We start from the raw sequence: 17,733 nt of genomic DNA, 5'->3' as shown, positions 1-17,733 counted from the left end.
CCTACCGAAACTGGTCTAAACTAACTATGTTATTCTACCACAAATATAGTCTGTCTACTTACGCCGAGCTGTACTAGTTATTTTCGTTGCCAGGTTTGCCTGGTAATGAAAACCCGGAGGCTCTGCCTTCAAACTCTTGTCTCATTTTAATGGAGGCAAAGCCTCCCGATATCTGTCCCCAGGCTCTGCCGGGCTACGAGCAAAATGTAGCGCCCAATCTCAACTGGAAACCATCTAAGCAGAAATAGGTACTGGTTCAGCACCAATATAGCTCGTAACTGCGATCGGGGGAGAAGTCGGCTTAGCAATCAAATAACCTTGAACCAAAGTTGCTCCCCGTTCTCGCACCCACTCAAACTCCTCCAAAGTTTCTACACCTTCAGCAACAGTTTTAATTTCTAATTGAGCGGCAATTTCTAACATCTTTTCGGTAATGAGTGCCTTATAATAATCTTGATGGACGTTGCGAATTAATTGCATATCCAACTTAATAAAATCTGGACGCAGTTGGTGCATCAAATTTAAATTAGAAGAACCGCTGCCAAAATCGTCCAGGGCGATTAAAAATCCTGCCTCTCGGTAAAATCTCAGAATATTAATCAAGTGATCGATATCAGGAGGGTGCTGAGATTCCGCTACTTCAAAAACAATATTGCTGTGAGGAATTCCCGCTTCATCAATAGCCTGTACAGTTCTTCGCAGGCACGTAGCGGGATCGTAAACTGAAGTCGGAGAAAAATTAATAAAAAGTAGTTCTTTGATATCGTAAACATGGGCTTCGCGGATAGCGCGAGTCCGAGCTAAAACATCTAGTTGAAAAATCAGACCGGCTGATTCTGCTTGGGCAAAAATCCGACCCGGATAAATTAAGTTTCCTTGCTCGTCAATTCCTCGGAGTAGGGCTTCATGGGCAAAAATTTTAGAAGTATCTGAGGTATAAACAATAGGCTGAAAATGTGTAGTAATGCGTTCTTCCCACAACAAATCTAACAGCCAGTCCGACTGGCTGAAGTTAATAAAAGAGCATAAGGAAGTGCTGCGATAAAAATCGCTAAGTTGTGGCTTTTGAACTTCGCGCATCCACAAAACTTTTGTTTCTTTCAACTCTTGAGTTGTCAGCACAGATGATGCTAGGGCGCTAAACTTTTCTTTGGCAATTCCCTCAAGCATAACGTACAAACACTTGCTTTCTTCTAACAGCCGGAATTCAAGTTCAGCCTTGGTTAATGCAGAAATAACCTTTTTGAGCGTGTGCGATACTGGAAACCACAGGTATAGACCTCCGCTGCCCTCTATTTTTGCGGGTACTGTTTCGCAGCGAGAGCAGGAGCCGAAGGCTTTGCCACTTATTTGCATTGGAATATCCTCCGGTTTTTAGGTTAATTTTAGGCAGGCTAACTACTCTGTTATATTATAAGCTCATTCAGCTATTAATTCATCTATCTCAAGATGTAAATCTTAATGAACTTGTATTTAAGAATTATTGCAGTATTTATACTTGTCTCCGGTTTCAAACCTTGGTCAAAGTTCTCAGCATCGAGCAAGTAGGTGTGATTAAACACAGTCCCCAATCATCACAGACTGAGAAGGCGAAGACTTGTAGACTTGTTCTCTACTCTCTACTGCCGATCTGATTGTTTACGTTTTATTCTATAGTTCGCTCTGCCAAAACAGTCGCTACAGCTAATTGTTTAGCAAAGGGGAATTCAAACGCCCGTGAAGCGCAGCTATCCCGTAGAGAATCGCCCGATCGACTAATTTATGCGTACCAGAAATCTACACACCCGGACGATCGCCCAAAACAAACTCACTTGCTGGGGCATATCCACTTTAATTTTATAATCGGGATGACAGGATTTGAACCTGCGACCCCCTCGTCCCGAACGAGGTGCGCTACCAAGCTGCGCTACATCCCGAAATTAGTCACTAGATTTTAAGCTTATCACATTCAAGTAAAAATTTAGCAACCTCGTATATAATTATTTGTAAAACACTACTCAGGCGGAGACAGACGTGACAGTTAAGCCCCAGTGGTTGCGAGTTAAAGCCCCTCAGTGGGAGCGCGTCGGCAACGTCAAAGAAATTTTGCGGGATTTATCCCTGAATACGGTTTGCGAGGAGGCGTCGTGTCCGAACATCGGCGAATGCTTCAACGCAGGTACTGCGACATTTTTGATTATGGGCCCGGCTTGTACCCGCGCCTGTCCTTACTGCGACATCGATTTTGAGAAAAAGCCCCAACCTTTAGATCCCACAGAACCCCAAAGATTGGCCCAAGCAGTGCAGCGGCTCAAACTTAATCACGTCGTGATTACCTCTGTCAACCGGGACGATTTGCCGGATGGGGGCGCGTCTCAGTTTGTCGAGTGCATTCAAGCGGTGCGCTCGGCGATGCCCAATACAACTATAGAAGTTTTGATTCCCGACTTGTGTGGCAACTGGCAAGCTTTAGAAATCATTCTCGGAGCCCGACCAGAGGTACTCAACCACAATACCGAAACCGTAAAGCGACTTTACCGCAAGGTGCGGCCACAAGGAAAGTACGATCGCACCTTGGAACTATTGCAGCGAAGCCGCGAACTCGCACCTGGGGTTTACACCAAATCCGGCATCATGGTGGGACTCGGAGAAACAGACGCCGAAATTCGGGAGGCGATGCAGGACTTACGGGCTGTCGGCTGCGATATTTTAACAGTTGGACAGTACCTGCAACCGACTCAAAAGCACTTGAACGTAGAAAACTTTGTGCCTCCAGAACAGTTTGATGCTTGGAGAAAGTTTGGCGAAGCTTTGGGATTCTTGCAAGTTGTTGCTTCTCCCTTAACTCGCAGTTCCTATCACGCCGAACAGGTAAGGGAACTGATGAAACTTTACCCACGCTAGCAATTTTAATTTGAGTTGACTCGCGCCCGTTAGCGAAGCCCTCGAAGAGGATCACACCATTCTCACTAAAACCAGATCAACCGGGTAACAGCCAGGAAAAACTTGCGCTTGATATGTAGGTCCTAGGCAAAAAACCCGGTTGTAGATGCTGGTGTTCTGGGCGTGATGTTAAGCGGGAAGCAGCAGCCAACACCAAAACAATTATCGGTCGATCGTCGTCTCCAAGTCGCGACTTACGCAAAAGAGATCCAGAAACCGGGTTTCTTCATCAAACTTCTAGGTTTTAATCAAGAAATTTGAGGAAGAAACCCGGTTTTTGCGTCAGCCAATAACTCGGTACAGAAGCCTCTAGCAACTCTGAAACCCATATTCTATAATGGATTAAACTTCTGCGCTCACTGTCGCGTATTTAATCAACAGCGCCGAGTTATATAAAGTTTTATTAAAAAAATGGCTAATTTTCCGAAGTGATCGGGAACCAGGTTATCGGTGATGAAGATTAACTTAACTTCTGACTAACGTCACTTGTTTCTAGCTAGTCACTATCTATACTAGCTACATAAACAAAGAAGTACAACACACTTTTCGGGCCTTCAACCTGTTACATCAGAAAGTTCTTAGCGTTTTCCAGAATCTTGGTAAAACAAGTGGGACAGCAAAAGTTCGATCAAACAACAGCAGAAAAGTCAGAGAAGTTACTAAAGAAACACAAAGCGGTGATGCTTCGTCTTAACCAAATGGGCATCTTAATTATAAATAACCGCTAAGCGTAGCATCTTTTCACCGGAGCCACTGAGAAAATCACTATGCCAGCCACCTCTTTTTACGCTGAAGCTGAATTCGACGAACAACTGCGAGTCAATCCCTTGCAAGGTGATGTGTTGGATGAAGATGCTGAAGAAGCTGGAGACGAACTGCTCGACCAAGACCCAGCAGAGACAGAAGATGCAGACCCAGCAGCCAAATTGCAAAAAAATGCCAACCGTCGCACTACAGATTTAGTGCGCCTGTACCTCCAAGAAATAGGTCGGGTTCGTCTCTTGGGTAGAGACGAAGAAGTCTCGGAAGCTCAAAAAGTTCAGCGCTATATCAAATTGCTGGAATTACGCAACACCGTCGCCTCGCAGGAAGAAGGGCTAATTGGGCGCTTCGTGCATTTAATAGAAGTGCGCGATCGCTTGTCCGCACAGTTGGGACACAAACCTTCCTTGGAACGCTGGGCCTTAACTGCCGGCGTCGGTGACGTGCCAGAACTAAAGCGAATTATGGCAGAAGGCAAGCGCCAGTGGGCCGAGTTAGCAGAAATGACGGTAGAGGCGATCGAAAGAATTCAAGCTGAAGGCGTCGAAGCTAAAGACCACATGATTAAGGCGAACCTGCGCCTGGTGGTTTCGGTGGCGAAAAAATATCAAAATCGCGGTTTAGAATTGCTCGACTTAATACAAGAAGGTACTCTCGGATTGGAGCGAGCTGTAGAAAAGTTTGACCCGACGCGGGGCTATCGGTTTAGCACCTATGCCTACTGGTGGATTCGGCAGGGAATTACGCGGGCTATCGCCACTCAAAGCCGCACAATTCGCCTCCCCGTCCACATCACCGAAAAACTTAACAAAATCAAAAAAGCCCAGCGCAAAATTTCTCAAGAAAAAGGTCGGACAGCTACGATCGAAGACATCGCTGTCGAGTTGGACATGACGGCGCCCCAAGTCCGAGAAGTTTTGCTGCGAGTCCCCCGTTCTGTTTCTTTGGAAACTAAAGTGGGCAACGAAAAAGATACAGAGTTGGGCGACTTGCTCGAAACCGACAGCATCTCCCCAGAAGAAATGCTGATGCGAGAAGCTCTGCACCGCGACTTGCAGCAACTGCTGGCAGATTTGACCAGCCGCGAGCGAGATGTAATTCTGATGCGCTTTGGTTTGGGTGACGGACACCCCTATTCGCTGGCAGAAATCGGTCGTGCCCTCGACTTGTCCCGCGAGCGCGTCCGCCAAATTGAAGCCAAAGCTTTGCAAAAACTCCGCCAACCTAAGCGTCGCAACCGCGTCCGCGACTATCTGGAGTCTCTAACTTAAATTGGGCAGGTCAGTCAGCGCGATTAATCAGGGAGCAAGGCATTTGGCACTTGTGCAGAAGGCATGAGGCATTCGGCAGAAGTAACCATATTTACTTCTAAACAACTTCTCTGTCCTCTGCAGCAAGTCAATCGATTTTAGATTTTAGATTTTAGATTTTAGATTTTAGATTTTAGATTTTAGATTTTAGATTTTAGAATTGAAGCATTGACCCCACGCATAAATTCGGGGGGCAAGTTTCATCGGATACAGGTTTTTTATTTCTGGGTTCTGAGTCTGCGCGTTAGAATCGATCCGGGGGCTTGTATCCTGGATGCTTTCAGTCAATCGATTTTAGATTTTAGATTTTAGATTTTAGATTTTAGAATTGAAGCATTGACCCAACGCATAAATTCAGGGGGCAAGTTTCATCGGATACAGGTTTTTTATTTCTGGGTCCTGAGTCTGCTTTCGGAATGAATCCGGGGGCTTGTATCCTGGATGCTTTCAGTCAATCGATTTTAGATTTTAGATTTTAGAATTGAAGCATTGACCCAACGCATAAATTCAGGGGGCAAGTTTCATCGGATACAGGTTTTTTATTTCTGGGTCCTGAGTCTGCTTTCGGAATGAATCCGGGGGCTTGTATCCTGGATGCTTTCAGTCATAAAGCTTGTTACAAGTCAAAAAATATCAAAAACCAAATTTTTTCCTCAATCTTTTTTCAATAAGCTGCGATATTTGCAAAATATCTCGATCGTTGTGTAATATTGTCAATAGGCAGACTTTCTTGAGAGGGTCACTATGGCACTTTATACCGCGTCCTCATTCAAATCCGAACTCAATGACAAAGGCTGGCGGATGACTCCCCAACGGGAAACCATCTTGCACGTGTTCCAGAACCTCCCCAAAGGCAATCACCTGAGTGCGGAGGATTTGTACACTTTGTTAAAAAATCGCGGCGAAAACATTAGCTTGTCCACCATTTACCGAACTTTAAAGTTAATGGCAAGGATGAGCCTCCTCCGCGAACTCGAACTAGCAGAAGGTCACAAACACTATGAAATAAACCAGCCTTACCCGCATCACCACCACCACCTAGTCTGCGTTCAGTGCAACAGAACGATCGAATTTAACAACGATTCGATTTTGAAAATTGGCATGAAGCAAGCTGAAAAGTCTGGGTTGCACCTGCTAGACTGCCAGCTAACCATTCATACGGTGTGCCACGAAGCTTTGCGGATGGGATGGCCGTCTTTGGTTTCTAGCAATTGGTCTTGTCCGAGGTCGATCGCCCAGAACGGCAACAGCGCCCCGGATTCAATCGAGTGACAGTACACTATTTTCGCATTTTAAGTACGGCTTGTTACAACTTTTAACAAAAATTGGTAGCCCAAGTGCGATCACAGTTACGCGGAAACCGGGTTTCTTCAGAAAAATACATCATTTCAGGAAGGAGTCGGAAACGAGAAACCCGATTTCTTTGATGTAGCGTCCGCAAGCCTGGGGCTAAAAAGTTTGGCTCAACAAATCGTCGCTGCTGACCCCGTAACTGCGCTGAGCTCGATCGAGGGCGTCTCTCGTCCCAGTATCCAAAACTCCGCTGATCGAGCCTGTGTAAAAGCCGAGGCCTTGCAGCCGCCTTTGTAATTGCTGAATGCTCGATCGAGAGTTGAAACTGCTGTTAATGGGAACAGCATGAACAGCTACCCGCCCAGCTAATCCATTTTGGAGCGCAGCCAAAGTCGCCGGAGTGGCAATACCCGTCGCCGGTGACAAATTGCGTTCCTGCTGAAACGACAGCACCGCAAACTCGGTCTCGGCTCCAAATACTCCGTTCACCGGGCCGGGGTTTTTGCCCAGACTGGTGAGCGCAGACTGAAGTTGTCGGACAGCAGGCCCAGTATCGCCCCGTCGCAGACCAGCGGCGATTTGCGGCACAGGCGCTCCTGCCTGCCTGTTGCCTTGCTGCAAAGCCGATCGAGTGCTGCGATCGACCCTTCCAGTCCCGAACAGCCCGCTATCCCTCTGAAAGCGGATCAAAGCAGCTTGAGTTGGTCGATCGAACCAACCGTGAATCTGGCTCCTGTAATAACCTAATTCTTGCAGTCGCCGCTGCACAAATTCCACTTGTCGGCCTCTGTCGCCCAACTCTAGAAAATCTCCGCCATTACTCTGTTGATCATCTTCCTCAGTCCATGAGGTAATTTCAGCTTGCCTCATCTGGGCATCGATAGCAGTCAAAGTAGCAGTGTCAGCGCAGCCGTCAGAAACCAGATTGTAATCTTGCTGAAAACGAGTCACAGCGTAGAGAGTGCGTTCCCGAAACTTACCGTCAACGCCACCTTCAAAATAGCCCAAAGCTTTTAATTGCCGCTGGATCAAGTCTACCGTCGCTCCTCTGTCTCCGAACCGCAGCCCCTTGCAACCGCCATTTCCTGAAATATTCCCTGGAAGCGTAACGGGGGGAATCGGCCTGGTGGAACCAAACAGCAAAGCTAAAGTTTGCCTGTCAGCAACTCCAGTCACCCGCAGTCGATTAATTCGCTGGAAGTATCTCACCGCATGAAGAGTCACTTCCCGAAAACTCCCTGTGGGATGCGCGTTGAAGTAGCCTAGCTGCTTCAACCTGCGCTGGAGAGCAGAAACACCTGCACCTGCGTCTCCAAAACGCAGCTCCCGATAATTTGTATAAATAGTATTAAAAGGCCGATCGTCATCCCCGGCAAAACTGTTGAGTGCTATCACAGTAGCTCGATCGGGCCTGCCAGTCAGCGACAGTTGATAGTCTCGCTGAAAGTTAGTCAGCGCTTGTTTTGTAACCGGGCCGAGTTGACCTGTCGATGATCTGGGAAAATAACCGAGTTCCCGCAACCTGTCTTGAATCGCTCGCACATTGGGATATCCCGGATCTATTTGAGCAAAAGCCGCACCGGCTGCACTCAAAACCGAGAGCATCAAAGCCAGAGACAACAAACGGACGTAAGTCTGACTCGATAGGTTTTGCCACTTGGGCTGATCAAAAATTTTCGACTCTGTGGGTGCTTCGCAAACAAGAGCAAGTTCGAGGTAAGCAAGAGATTCCATAATTTTTTAGTGTGAAATTGTGGGTGGGTTGTGTGAGCAAACTGCCAAAAATGATTTTTGGCACGCTTGGCTTGGATTCTATCAACGCTAAGTTCTACCTGGAAAGCGCGAAGCACCCGTTTTTCTAAAAAATTTACCGTCAAAAATAATTACAGGTAACAACTAAGATAGCATCGCTGCTTCTAGAGGCGCGAGACTCAGCAAAAAAGTTTGCAGGCATAGTCTTAGCCTTTAAGGCCAAAAAAGAATAAGTTCTGGGGTAGTGCTGGCTAATATTTTATCTGGCTGCAGCAGAAATTACCACAAGACTTGGGCGCAGGTTGTCATCACCTTAATTTGTTGTCGGGTAAAGAGCCTGAAATCGCAGGTTTTTTGTTAAGAAACGCGGCTTTTTTATGTGGCGAGTGCATCTGGGAAAGTACCGCTGATTAACCAAAAAACTAGCTACTAAAAATCCCCACTTTTGCTAATTGCAAATAGGGCGGGGATTTTTTGATAAGTTGACTTTGTATTAAAAAATCGACGATCGCTTAAATTAAGCCGAACCGATCGCAAATTACAGCTACTCCCGCTGCAAAAATAGTAATTGCGATGGCTACTAGCGGGTTTTGGCCTCTGCTCACCGCAAAAGAGGTAACGACCCCAGCTCCCAAAGCCGCAGTAACAGCAGCAGTCGCCAAATCTCGATCGGGACGTTTGTCGTACATATTTTTTATTGTTGGTAGCTGTTAAGCTGAAAACTTACATCTTGTAATCCAAGCTACCACTCTTGCCCCTGTGGCGGTGACAACCGCCTGGGTTTTGCAACTAACCTTAAAATTTTGCTAATTTTCTTAACATACTCTTCTGAATAACATAAGTTGGGATTATGTATTTTCGAGTTTTTCTGTTGAGTTTTAGCTTTGGAAACCTTTTGTCTGATGGGCTTTTATGTCAAATTCAGGATTTTGCAGTGGCGATCGCACCCACAATCTGTGCGCCTTAAACAGCAATCCCCAATATCGTAAATAAATTTAACTTGACTTTTTGTAAAAAATATGTGCCTTGCCATTTGAAGCAAAAGACAGAAAAAAACCCGACCTTGGTGAAGAATCCGCACACTGCGATTGCTTCGCTGCCCTCACAATCACAAGAGTATATTTTTTGTCTAATTTTTATTCGTCCTCAACTTTTTCAGTATTGCCACCTTTGACCCAACCTTCGCGATTGCCATCCTCAATCCGAATTCGCTGCCACTCTTTGTCGGGCGACTCTTCCAAAACTACGACTCTTTCCTTGTAACCAACACCGCCAATGCGGTTCGAGTCTCGGCTACCAGTATCCCGGAGAATTAAGCCGATCGGCTGAGTCACCATCGCGCGGTAAGCTCCCGGTTCCAGCGGTTTGGGAGACGGGGCATCGCTAGATGTAGAAACAGGGCTAGCCTGGGCTGTTGACTTCGGCGCAGCGCCCGCAACCTGAGCTGGTGTTTTGTCATTGGAAAAAACTGGTTTTTCGGGCAAAGTAGTTAGCTTAGCGGCAAAGTAAAGTGCAGCAGCCACGCTAGCACCTGCCATCAGGACGATCGCTAGCAGAAAACCTACTAAAAATTTGAAAACGCTATATACACTGTTCATAAAACCGCAAATGAAGGAAGAAGGAAGAAGGAAGAGGGAAGAAGGAAGAGGGAAGAGGGAAGAGGGAAGAAGGAAGAGGGAAGAAGGAAGAGGAAAGAGGGAAGAAGGTTGACTCTTGAGTGTGGACTGCTGAATGTTGAGTAAAATCTGGTAACTGCCAACTGACAACTGGCTACTAACTACTGACTACTGACTTCAAAAGCTTAACCTTGAATCCGGCGGCTCAGACTGCCGTATCTAGAAGCAAGGCGAGCTTTTCCAGCAGCGGCCCAATCTTGGAGAAACTGGATTTGTTCTTGAGCCGTTCTGGCTAAGGGCACCATCTGACTAGCTGATTCTAAAATATCATCTGTCGTAAAGTCTCGATTTTGGCTAAACCCAATGTGCATTGCTTCAATCAAAGTTTGCTCGATTTCGGCCCCTGAAAAATCGGGAGTTTCGTAAGCCAAGCGTTCTAAATCGTAATTTTTGATGCTGTGCGATCGCAACCGCAACAAATGTACCTCAAAAATCGCCCGCCGTTCCTCCTGGCTGGGCAAACCCACAAAAAATATTTCGTCAAACCTGCCTTTTCTCAGCATTTCTGGCGGCAAAGACTGGATGTTGTTGGCCGTTGCTACCACAAACACCGGCGAAGTTTTTTCTGCTAACCAAGTAATAAATGTCCCGAACACCCGGCTAGTTGTGCCGGAATCCCCTTTACCGTCTAATCCCGCAAAAGCTTTGTCAATCTCGTCAATCCACAGCACGCAGGGGGCCAAAGCTTCGGCTAGCTGAATCATTTGCCTGGTGCGGGATTCCGATTCTCCTACTAATCCGGCAAACAAACGCCCGACATCCAAGCGTAGTAAAGGCAAATGCCAGTGGTGGGCGATCGCCTTTGCTGTTAAGGATTTTCCGGTTCCTTGAATTCCGACTAACAACAAACCTCTGGGATGCGGCAAACCGTATTGGCGGGCTCGATCGGAAAAAGCACCGCCGCGTCGCAGCAGCCATTCTTTGAGATTGTCCAAACCACCGATATCCGATATATTTTCGCGGGCTGGGTAAAAATCCAGAATTTGAGTTTGGCGAATTGTTTGGCGCTTTTCTTCTAAAATCAGTTCCGCGTCGTCGGGGTGGAGTTCGCCTCTGGTGGCGATCGCCTTGGCCAAAACGCGGCGGATTCGTTCTATCGACAACCCTTGACAGCAGCGCACTATTTCGTCCAGCAAACGCCCTTCAATGGCTTGTCCGGTAGCCCCTAACAGCCTTTCTACCTCAATTTTGATTTCCGCCGCCGCAGGCAGGGGAAACTCCAAAACAGTCATCACTTCGCTGAGGTCTTCTGGGATCGAAATTAGAGGAGATACGATGACAATATTTTTGGGTACAGATTTGAGGAGTCTCGCCAAATTCCGCAGCTTGCGGGAAATCGAGACATCTTCCAAAAACCGCTGAAAGTCGCGCAGAATAAAAATTGCCGGCGCGGTGACGGGCAATTTTTCGAGAAATTCCAAAGCTTGCAGCGGGTTGCGCTTGCCAAAACCGGCATCGTTGGGATTGCCTTGGTAGCCATCAACAAAATCCCAGATGTAGACGGCGCGAGAACCTTGTTTTTTGGCGCATTGGGCGATCGCCGCTTCTACGCGCTCTTCCTCCCGTGTGGGAATGTAAATTAGGGGGTAGCGCGATCGCAGCAGTAGTTCAAACTCGTCGCTAAAAATAGTCATTAGTCAGTTGTCAGTGGTTAGTTGTTAGTTGTCAGTGGTTATTTGTTATTTGTTCTTTGTTATTTCTTATTCGCTAATGCCAACTGCCCACTGCCCACTGCCCACTGCCCACTGACTAAGGCAATTGCCGTTTAAGTGCTTCCAGAGACGCCCAGCGACTGTCTGAGACTGTTTCCGTGCTTTCTGTATTTGCATCATCAGTTAAAGAAATTCCCGGACATTCAGTATCGCATATCTGTTTGTGCGGCAGTTCCAAACACATTTGCTCGTACACCCAATCGCCCGGAGAGAAATAGCCACCTGGGGACAAATTTTCCACCAAATCTTCTAAACCAACTTCTATTTCTGCTGAACTGGAATCTGTTTGATTTGCTGTTTCTTCGAGCCAGATTAGTTCCGATGAGTTGAGTGCCAAACGATGATTGTATTGTTTCAAGCATCTGTGGCAGGTGAGAGTAACTATTGTTTCTGCTTTCGCCTTCACCTCAAGATAATTCCCTTGGTGAGTCACTTGCAGTCGTCCTCGCACCGGAGTAAGAGTTTCTAAATCGGGGATAAATTCTTCAAAATCAATGACCTCTTTCCGCTCACTTTTTGTGAGTAGATGAGGGATATAAATTGTCTCCATAATCTTTTGCCTTCCTACTTCTTGAATTCAAAGGTCAAAAGGAATAGTTAATTTTTAACTTCTTCCTTCTTCCTTCTTCCTTCTTCCCTCTTTAGCGTCAGCGCAGGCGCACTACCAAACGCCGATCGGGTTCTTGTCCTTGACTGTAAGTTTCTATGTCCTCACATTCGCTCAAAAAGCTGTGGACTTGACGGCGTTCTGCCGAAGACAGCGATTTTATTTCAACTTCAACTCCCGTCGATCGGGCTTGATCTGCTGCGTACTCTGCCATCGATCGCAATTCCTCTTGGCGGCGGATGCGATAGCCATTTAGTTCAACTGTATAAGGAATTGACTCCTCTACTTCCTGACCTATATTCTGAACCGTGTTACAGAGGTACTGAATGGCATCTATTACATTACCGTTTGGCCCGACTAAGATTGCAACTTGTTCTGGAGTCAAATTGCTTTCATCTATTGTCATCCAATAGCAATCTTTTTGTTGTTCGCATACCACTTTTGAAGGAATTGCGGACAGTTGTAGCAATTCTTCTAACCATGCCTGTCCGCGCTGCATTTGAGAGTCTTTCATTGTTGTTAAAATCAAGCCTTTTTCTTAGAACGCTTGGGCTCAAAGGGAAGTGCATCTAATCCTTGTTCTTTTTGGGTTTTCGCCTCTGCTTCGTCCACTATTTTTTGGAGGTTTTCGGGCAGTGGTTCTCGCGACAAAATAAACGATTGAACTGTTTGGAAGATGTTAGCAATCAGCATATACATCAACACCCCGGCGGGCAGCGGGAAGAACAAAAACATCCCTGAAAATATGACTGGCGTCAGTTTGTTAACTGTAGCCTGTTGGGGGTTGTCGTTTGGTCCTTGTGCTTGTCCTGAAAGAGTTTGGTTGATGTACAAACTGATGCCGAAGCCCAGGATCATTACCAAAATATCCCAGTGGATTGTACCGTCTGAGTCGATCGCGCCAACGCGGCCTAGAGCTTCAATAAACAGGAATCCTTTGTTACTAGCCAATCCGGGGATTGTGCCTTGAACTGTGGCTTCACCGGGCGCTAATGCCGTGATGTTGCCCTGTTCATCTACCTTTATCAGATCTTCGCCTTTGATGACTTTCCAGCCGGGTTCAAAATCGATTTCGCTCTTATTTTCTGCCGCTAAAACTTTGAGAGGTTTGCCCTCTGGGGTTTGAAAATTAATCTTGGTTGTGTCGCCGACTGCGAGTTTGTCGCCGCCTGGAATTACGCCCACAACAGGAGCATGAAAAGTACCTGTGACGTAAATATTTTGTGGCGGTGTCGCAAAAGCTTGCGGTTGAACAGTTTCGATTTGTTCTTTAGGCAAAACTTGAACGTTGACGCTGTAATTTATGTCAGAAAACGGCGAACCCCTGAGCGTTGCAAACAGTGCAAACAGCACTGGCATTTGCAGCACCAAGGGGAAGCATCCTGCTAGAGGATTACCAAATTCTTTGTATACTTTGCTCATTTCCTCCTGCTGTTTGGCAGGATTGTCTTTATAGAGTTTTTGAATTTGATCTACTCGCTCTTTCATCAACGGCTGCGCTACTTTCATGCGCCGCATATTGCGAAGAGAGCCTGCGTTGAGAGGATAAAGAGCAAAGCGAATCACGAGCGTCAGTGCTACGATCGCTAAACCGTAGCTTGGCACGATCCCGTAGAAAAAATCTAGGATCGGGAGCATGAGGTTGTTGGAGAGAAACGAGATACCGAAATCCATTCGCTTTGAGTTAATTTAGGTGCTCTATGTTTGCTGTTGAGAACTATTTTTACCCGCTGAAGGCGAGCCGCCTCAATTTTTAGGGTTTTGTCTCTATCTTAGGACATGGCCCGTCGATCGACCGCCCAGTCTGCGGGTTTGTTGTAAAGAGTTTGCCAATACTCGCACTCACTTTACCCTGATTTGAGGGCGAAGCGTTTCGGTTATTTAGCTTTGGCCGCGTTTGCTTTTTGAGCGGCTATGGGCAGTTTTTCGTTAATGTAGTCATACATTGCTCGAAATTTCGGCATAGCTCTGAGTTCCAAGCGGCTGCCATTTTTCATGGTGAGCACCATGTCTCCGTAAGTCCCGAAACCGCGAGGTACTGTGACGATTTTGACTATATCTGAGTAGATAACGTCTGTCTGTTCGCCCCCCATCCAACCGCTAGTTACCGACACTCGGCGGCTCGTGATCCGATAGCGCAGCCACAGAGCCCGGACAATTGCTCCTACTGCTAGGGGGATTCCCACCACAGTCAACCCCAGGAGTAAATTCAGGATCAAGTCTCCCGGCGCGGGGCCGCCTTCATAATATACTTCCTCTCGAATTCCCATCTAGTACCTCGGCTTCTACCAACAACTGCTCTAATTCTTGCAGAATTTCTGCATAATTGCACTCTTGTGCGATCGGACGCACGACAATTACTAAATCCCACCCGAATTTTAATCGGGGCAATAGCTGTCGCAAAGCTGCCCGAATCTGACGCTTAATCCGGTTGCGGACTACAGCGCGTTTGCTGACTTTCAGGCTGATGGAAATGCCTGTGCGAGTGGGCTGCAAGGATTTTTCGTCTGTCGGTTTCGCAAATTCGGCGCTTTTTGGTTTACGCAGAGCTCTTAAACTGAAATGGGCCGAGTTGCGGCGCATTCCCTTGCGGTAGACGGCGCTGAAGTCTTTTCGGTGCTTAAGTCGGTTTGTCTCGGGCAACATGGCGTAGGGCGATCGTGGAGGCCTCTCAACCTTGATGCAGTGCTAGACTGCGAGGCGGTGGCGACCTTTGCTGCGGCGAGCTTTGATTACCAATCGACCAGTTGCGGTACGCATTCTGGCGCGAAAACCGGATGTTCTTTTTCTTTTGCGGCTGGTTCCGTGCAGGGTTTGCTGTGTCATTTTGATTTCTCCCGGCTTGTTACTTTACTTTTGATTAATATTCACAATCTTCTAGTGTACCATAGAGTGGTTTTCTTGGCAATAATGTTTTTATGATTTCAATTGAGACTAAGAGTGAAGTTGCGATCGCAGCCTTGAATGATTGGTAAAGGCTAGAATCCCGACTTATTGAAAAAATAACGTATCAATTTATAATTGAACCGAGCATCAGTGTAACAGTTTCGATTCAAGAATGGGTAAGGCTTTACATGGTTTCACAGAGCTCGAATTTTACCCGCCTATCTACTTAGACCGTTTTTGTGATATAATAAAACAATTTTGTTTCTCGCTCCGGACAAAAATTAAAAGGATGGGGGTACAAAAACAGAAAAAGTGGATTCCGTTAAGGAATATAGATGAACAGGAACATAAATAGTGGGTTCAGTTAAGGAATATAGATGAACAGCTTATTAAGGTTTATATAAAGGTTAAGTTATGTTTTGTTTTGGTATCGAGCATGAAGTTGGTTTCCTAAACGAGCAAGGAAAATTTGCTGATTTTTCGCGCACGAAATTTGCTGATTTAAATCAAATTATCGAAAGACTACCTGTATACTCCCAAGACTATAATCACTTGACAATCATTCCCCTGGAAGTCAAACACAAAAGGTGGTATATCGAAGTATTTACACGGTTTGATAATTCCCAAAACTCGATCGAAGACATTCCTAAAGGTATTGAAATTAGAACAACCATACACTCTGACATTCATAGCACTATTGCTGAATTATCAGAAAGTTTTCGTTTACTGCAAAATGTTGCTGTTCAATTTGGTTTTTCGCCAGTTTTGGTTACTTTTAATCCGTACCATGCTGTTTTTCAGCCTGAACCCCCACTCAATGAGTATGAAATTAGGTGGCGACAGGATTGTCCTCTAAGGCAAACTGAAAGCCTTGCCATGCTGACCTATGGTCCAGACTTAAATATTTCAGTATCCGGATTGTCTTGTGAACAAGCAATTGATGTTGGCAGAAAGCTGACTTATTACAGTCCTTACATTGTTCCTTTTAGTTATACTTCTCCCTTTTATCAAGGCAATTTGTGGCAAGGACTGTCAGTAAGGACGTTCGTCAGAACAGGAAAAAGACCTGCGGTAATGGTTTATGTGGAGAAAGAGGAACAATTGATTAAGAGCGTCCCTTTCTTGACAAAAATAGCACGCCTTCCCGCTGAAGTCGGTCGCATCGAATTTAAAGCTTTTGATAGTTGTGATGATTTTTTCATCTATGCTGGTCTACTTGCATTGTTGAAAGGTCTAGTGTTAGACCAATCATTACTTGGTAGAGCAACTGTACCCGATGGAGCTTTGCACCAACTTTCAGCGCAACAGGGGTTTGACAACGAAGAGATTTTTAGAATGGCGACAAAGGTTCTACAAGTCGCTGAGGAAGCACTGGCTTTAGATCCAGACGTTCACTTGTTAAAACCACTAAAAGCTATGCTGGTAAACCGAGAAACAAAATCTCACGAACTGATCCAGATGTTCAAGAAAGTAGATTCAATAGAAGAGGTACTTAAGCATACTTACTTAGCATTCAAATAACAGCTAGGTTCCTAGGCATTTGAGACTTTTAAAATTGAGCGTAAATTTATTTAATTTCAAGAATAAAATCTATCGGGGGTTCTAATGGAACGAGGATTATATATTAGGAATATGATGCGTAGCGATCTATAAATTGTTACTAATTGGAGTTTAGACTAAGCAGGTCAAAAAGTGCGCTCGCCCAAAGACTGGCAAACGTCCATACAACAACGGCAACGGTCGCTGGCGCTCAGCTATGAGACTCAACCATAAGATCCGTGCCAGCGACCGTTGACGTTCTCTTTGAGGTTGCGGATGCTTTCTTAAAAAAAAACTGCCTGCGATAGTTTCAACAGACAGCAGAGCGGGTAGAAGATTGAAAATTCAGCTAAAAATCTCAAATCTACCTGCCATGAAGTTAAAACAATTACGAGAATTTCGTCAACTTGCTTAGGAATGAAAATTTAATAACTTTAGCGTCTGCTAAATAGTCGGAACTGCACGATAATTCCATTTGGGTAGATATTCATCAAAAATAATTTTCATTGTTTCTTTAAATCCCTTAGCTACTTTTCGACCAGTTTCATAAATTTTATCGATTACATTTACTACCACAGAAAGCCCGGTTTTAGTATGAGTTTTTGCCATGAGTTCTTTAACTAACTCAAGAGAAGTAAAAATCACTCCTTGACAGGCTCTGGTTACGTGAGGAAATAAACGATGTTCAATCGGATTATACTTCGATGTATAGGGAGGATACAGCACTTTGCGTGACTAAGAGGTACAGTAACAGCAGTGAGCAAAATAATTTTCGATTTGCTTAGTTGAACATAATTTCACTCCCAATTCCAATAGTTTTTCCACAATCTGTACACTTCGAGGTACAAATCTCCTGAGCCATGCCTTTAATTCCCACCATAAATGTTCGATGGGGTTAAACTCAGGTGAGTACGGTGATAAATACACTACTTTTGCTCCCACTGCTTCGATCATTTTTTCCACACCTTCTACCTTGTGTGCCTTCAAATTATCCATCACCAATACCGCTCCTTTCCATAATGAAGGCACCAGTTCTTCTTGCACAAATTTATGGAAATCCTCTCCATTCATGGATTTTCCCATTGTCTTCATGGCGATGACCTTCTTATTGCTTATTGCTCCCACCACCGTTACCCTACTTCCTCTATAAAATGGCTTGATATCGTAGCTTCTTTCTCCCTTTTTACTTCTAGCTCTGCATTGGTGACAAGTTAAGGAAAAAGGGAAATTGTCAAGGGTAGTATTTGCATGGGTCTGGGATCGTGGGAAACTTA

16 protein-coding genes, 1 tRNA gene and 1 pseudogene are annotated in these 17,733 nt (G+C 45.6%); 4 read left to right on the top strand and 14 right to left on the bottom strand.

The window, feature by feature from the left end; genetic code table 11:
• Window positions 1–234: 234 nt before the first annotated feature.
• Together QT979_RS27100 and QT979_RS27095 are read right to left on the bottom strand one after the other, a co-directional pair.
• Window positions 235–1,356, bottom strand: a complete 1,122-nt coding sequence (locus QT979_RS27100) for an EAL domain-containing protein (RefSeq protein ID WP_333312210.1) — start codon at window positions 1,354–1,356, stop codon at window positions 235–237.
• Window positions 1,357–1,842: 486 nt separating this feature from the next.
• Window positions 1,843–1,916 (bottom strand) — tRNA-Pro (locus QT979_RS27095).
• A 91-nt stretch (window positions 1,917–2,007) separates the two neighbouring features.
• Here QT979_RS27095 and lipA point away from each other — a divergent pair.
• The 3 genes and pseudogenes from lipA to QT979_RS27080 form a co-directional block, all read left to right on the top strand.
• Window positions 2,008–2,883: pseudogene (lipA, locus tag QT979_RS27090) on the top strand (lipoyl synthase); the annotation flags it as partial.
• Between the two features lie 806 nt (window positions 2,884–3,689).
• A complete protein-coding gene (gene sigC, locus QT979_RS27085; protein ID WP_333312209.1) occupies window positions 3,690–4,955 on the top strand; it encodes an RNA polymerase sigma factor SigC in 1,266 nt (421 codons plus the stop codon).
• Window positions 4,956–5,738: 783 nt separating this feature from the next.
• Window positions 5,739–6,266: a transcriptional repressor gene (locus QT979_RS27080; protein WP_333229416.1), complete on the top strand. Its 528-nt coding sequence runs from the start codon at window positions 5,739–5,741 to the stop codon at window positions 6,264–6,266.
• 177 nt (window positions 6,267–6,443) lie between these two features.
• Here the strand turns inward: QT979_RS27080 and QT979_RS27075 are convergent, their stop codons facing one another.
• The 10 genes from QT979_RS27075 to rpmH all read right to left on the bottom strand — a co-directional run bounded on the left by QT979_RS27075 (window position 6,444) and on the right by rpmH (window position 14,860).
• The gene (locus QT979_RS27075) at window positions 6,444–8,021 is read right to left on the bottom strand and encodes a peptidoglycan-binding protein (RefSeq protein ID WP_333312208.1); all 1,578 of its coding nucleotides are present in this window, start codon (window positions 8,019–8,021) and stop codon (window positions 6,444–6,446) included.
• A gap of 530 nt (window positions 8,022–8,551) precedes the next feature.
• Window positions 8,552–8,728: a hypothetical protein gene (locus tag QT979_RS27070; protein ID WP_242724391.1), complete on the bottom strand. Its 177-nt coding sequence runs from the start codon at window positions 8,726–8,728 to the stop codon at window positions 8,552–8,554.
• A 447-nt stretch (window positions 8,729–9,175) separates the two neighbouring features.
• On the bottom strand, window positions 9,176–9,637 hold the full coding sequence (locus QT979_RS27065; RefSeq protein WP_333312207.1) for an SH3 domain-containing protein: 462 nt from the start codon (window positions 9,635–9,637) through the stop codon (window positions 9,176–9,178).
• 203 nt (window positions 9,638–9,840) lie between these two features.
• The gene (locus QT979_RS27060; protein ID WP_333312206.1) at window positions 9,841–11,349 is read right to left on the bottom strand and encodes an AAA family ATPase; all 1,509 of its coding nucleotides are present in this window, start codon (window positions 11,347–11,349) and stop codon (window positions 9,841–9,843) included.
• Between the two features lie 115 nt (window positions 11,350–11,464).
• Window positions 11,465–11,977 carry a YceD family protein gene (locus QT979_RS27055; RefSeq protein WP_333312205.1) on the bottom strand — a complete coding sequence of 171 codons (513 nt, stop codon included), beginning with the start codon at window positions 11,975–11,977 and terminating at the stop codon, window positions 11,465–11,467.
• Between the two features lie 97 nt (window positions 11,978–12,074).
• Window positions 12,075–12,548, bottom strand: a complete 474-nt coding sequence (locus QT979_RS27050; RefSeq protein WP_333039170.1) for a R3H domain-containing nucleic acid-binding protein — start codon at window positions 12,546–12,548, stop codon at window positions 12,075–12,077.
• Window positions 12,549–12,559: 11 nt separating this feature from the next.
• A complete protein-coding gene (yidC, locus tag QT979_RS27045) occupies window positions 12,560–13,708 on the bottom strand; it encodes a membrane protein insertase YidC (protein WP_333039172.1) in 1,149 nt (382 codons plus the stop codon).
• 203 nt (window positions 13,709–13,911) lie between these two features.
• Window positions 13,912–14,304 carry a PH domain-containing protein gene (locus QT979_RS27040; protein ID WP_333161710.1) on the bottom strand — a complete coding sequence of 131 codons (393 nt, stop codon included), beginning with the start codon at window positions 14,302–14,304 and terminating at the stop codon, window positions 13,912–13,914.
• The gene (gene rnpA, locus QT979_RS27035; RefSeq protein WP_333083007.1) at window positions 14,276–14,680 is read right to left on the bottom strand and encodes a ribonuclease P protein component; all 405 of its coding nucleotides are present in this window, start codon (window positions 14,678–14,680) and stop codon (window positions 14,276–14,278) included. The genes QT979_RS27040 and rnpA overlap by 29 nt, the downstream gene beginning before the upstream one ends.
• Window positions 14,681–14,722: 42 nt before the next feature.
• A complete protein-coding gene (gene rpmH / locus QT979_RS27030) occupies window positions 14,723–14,860 on the bottom strand; it encodes a 50S ribosomal protein L34 (protein ID WP_006632320.1) in 138 nt (45 codons plus the stop codon).
• 474 nt (window positions 14,861–15,334) lie between these two features.
• Between rpmH and QT979_RS27025 the strand changes: the two genes are divergently transcribed.
• A complete protein-coding gene (locus QT979_RS27025; RefSeq protein WP_333312204.1) occupies window positions 15,335–16,441 on the top strand; it encodes a hypothetical protein in 1,107 nt (368 codons plus the stop codon).
• Between the two features lie 462 nt (window positions 16,442–16,903).
• Here the strand turns inward: QT979_RS27025 and QT979_RS27020 are convergent, their stop codons facing one another.
• Entirely contained in the window at window positions 16,904–17,185 is a 282-nt protein-coding gene (locus QT979_RS27020; protein ID WP_333312203.1) for an ISAzo13-like element transposase-related protein, read from the bottom strand.
• Between the two features lie 9 nt (window positions 17,186–17,194).
• The coding region (locus QT979_RS27015) for an IS630 family transposase (RefSeq protein ID WP_333312202.1) at window positions 17,195–17,733 on the bottom strand (539 nt) is incomplete at its 5' end.

Origin of the sequence: Microcoleus sp. w2-18bC1 (assembly GCF_036700365.1) — a bacterium.
Classification (GTDB): Bacteria; Cyanobacteriota; Cyanobacteriia; order Cyanobacteriales; family Microcoleaceae; genus Microcoleus.
This window is presented reverse-complemented; position numbering and strand designations above follow the sequence as displayed.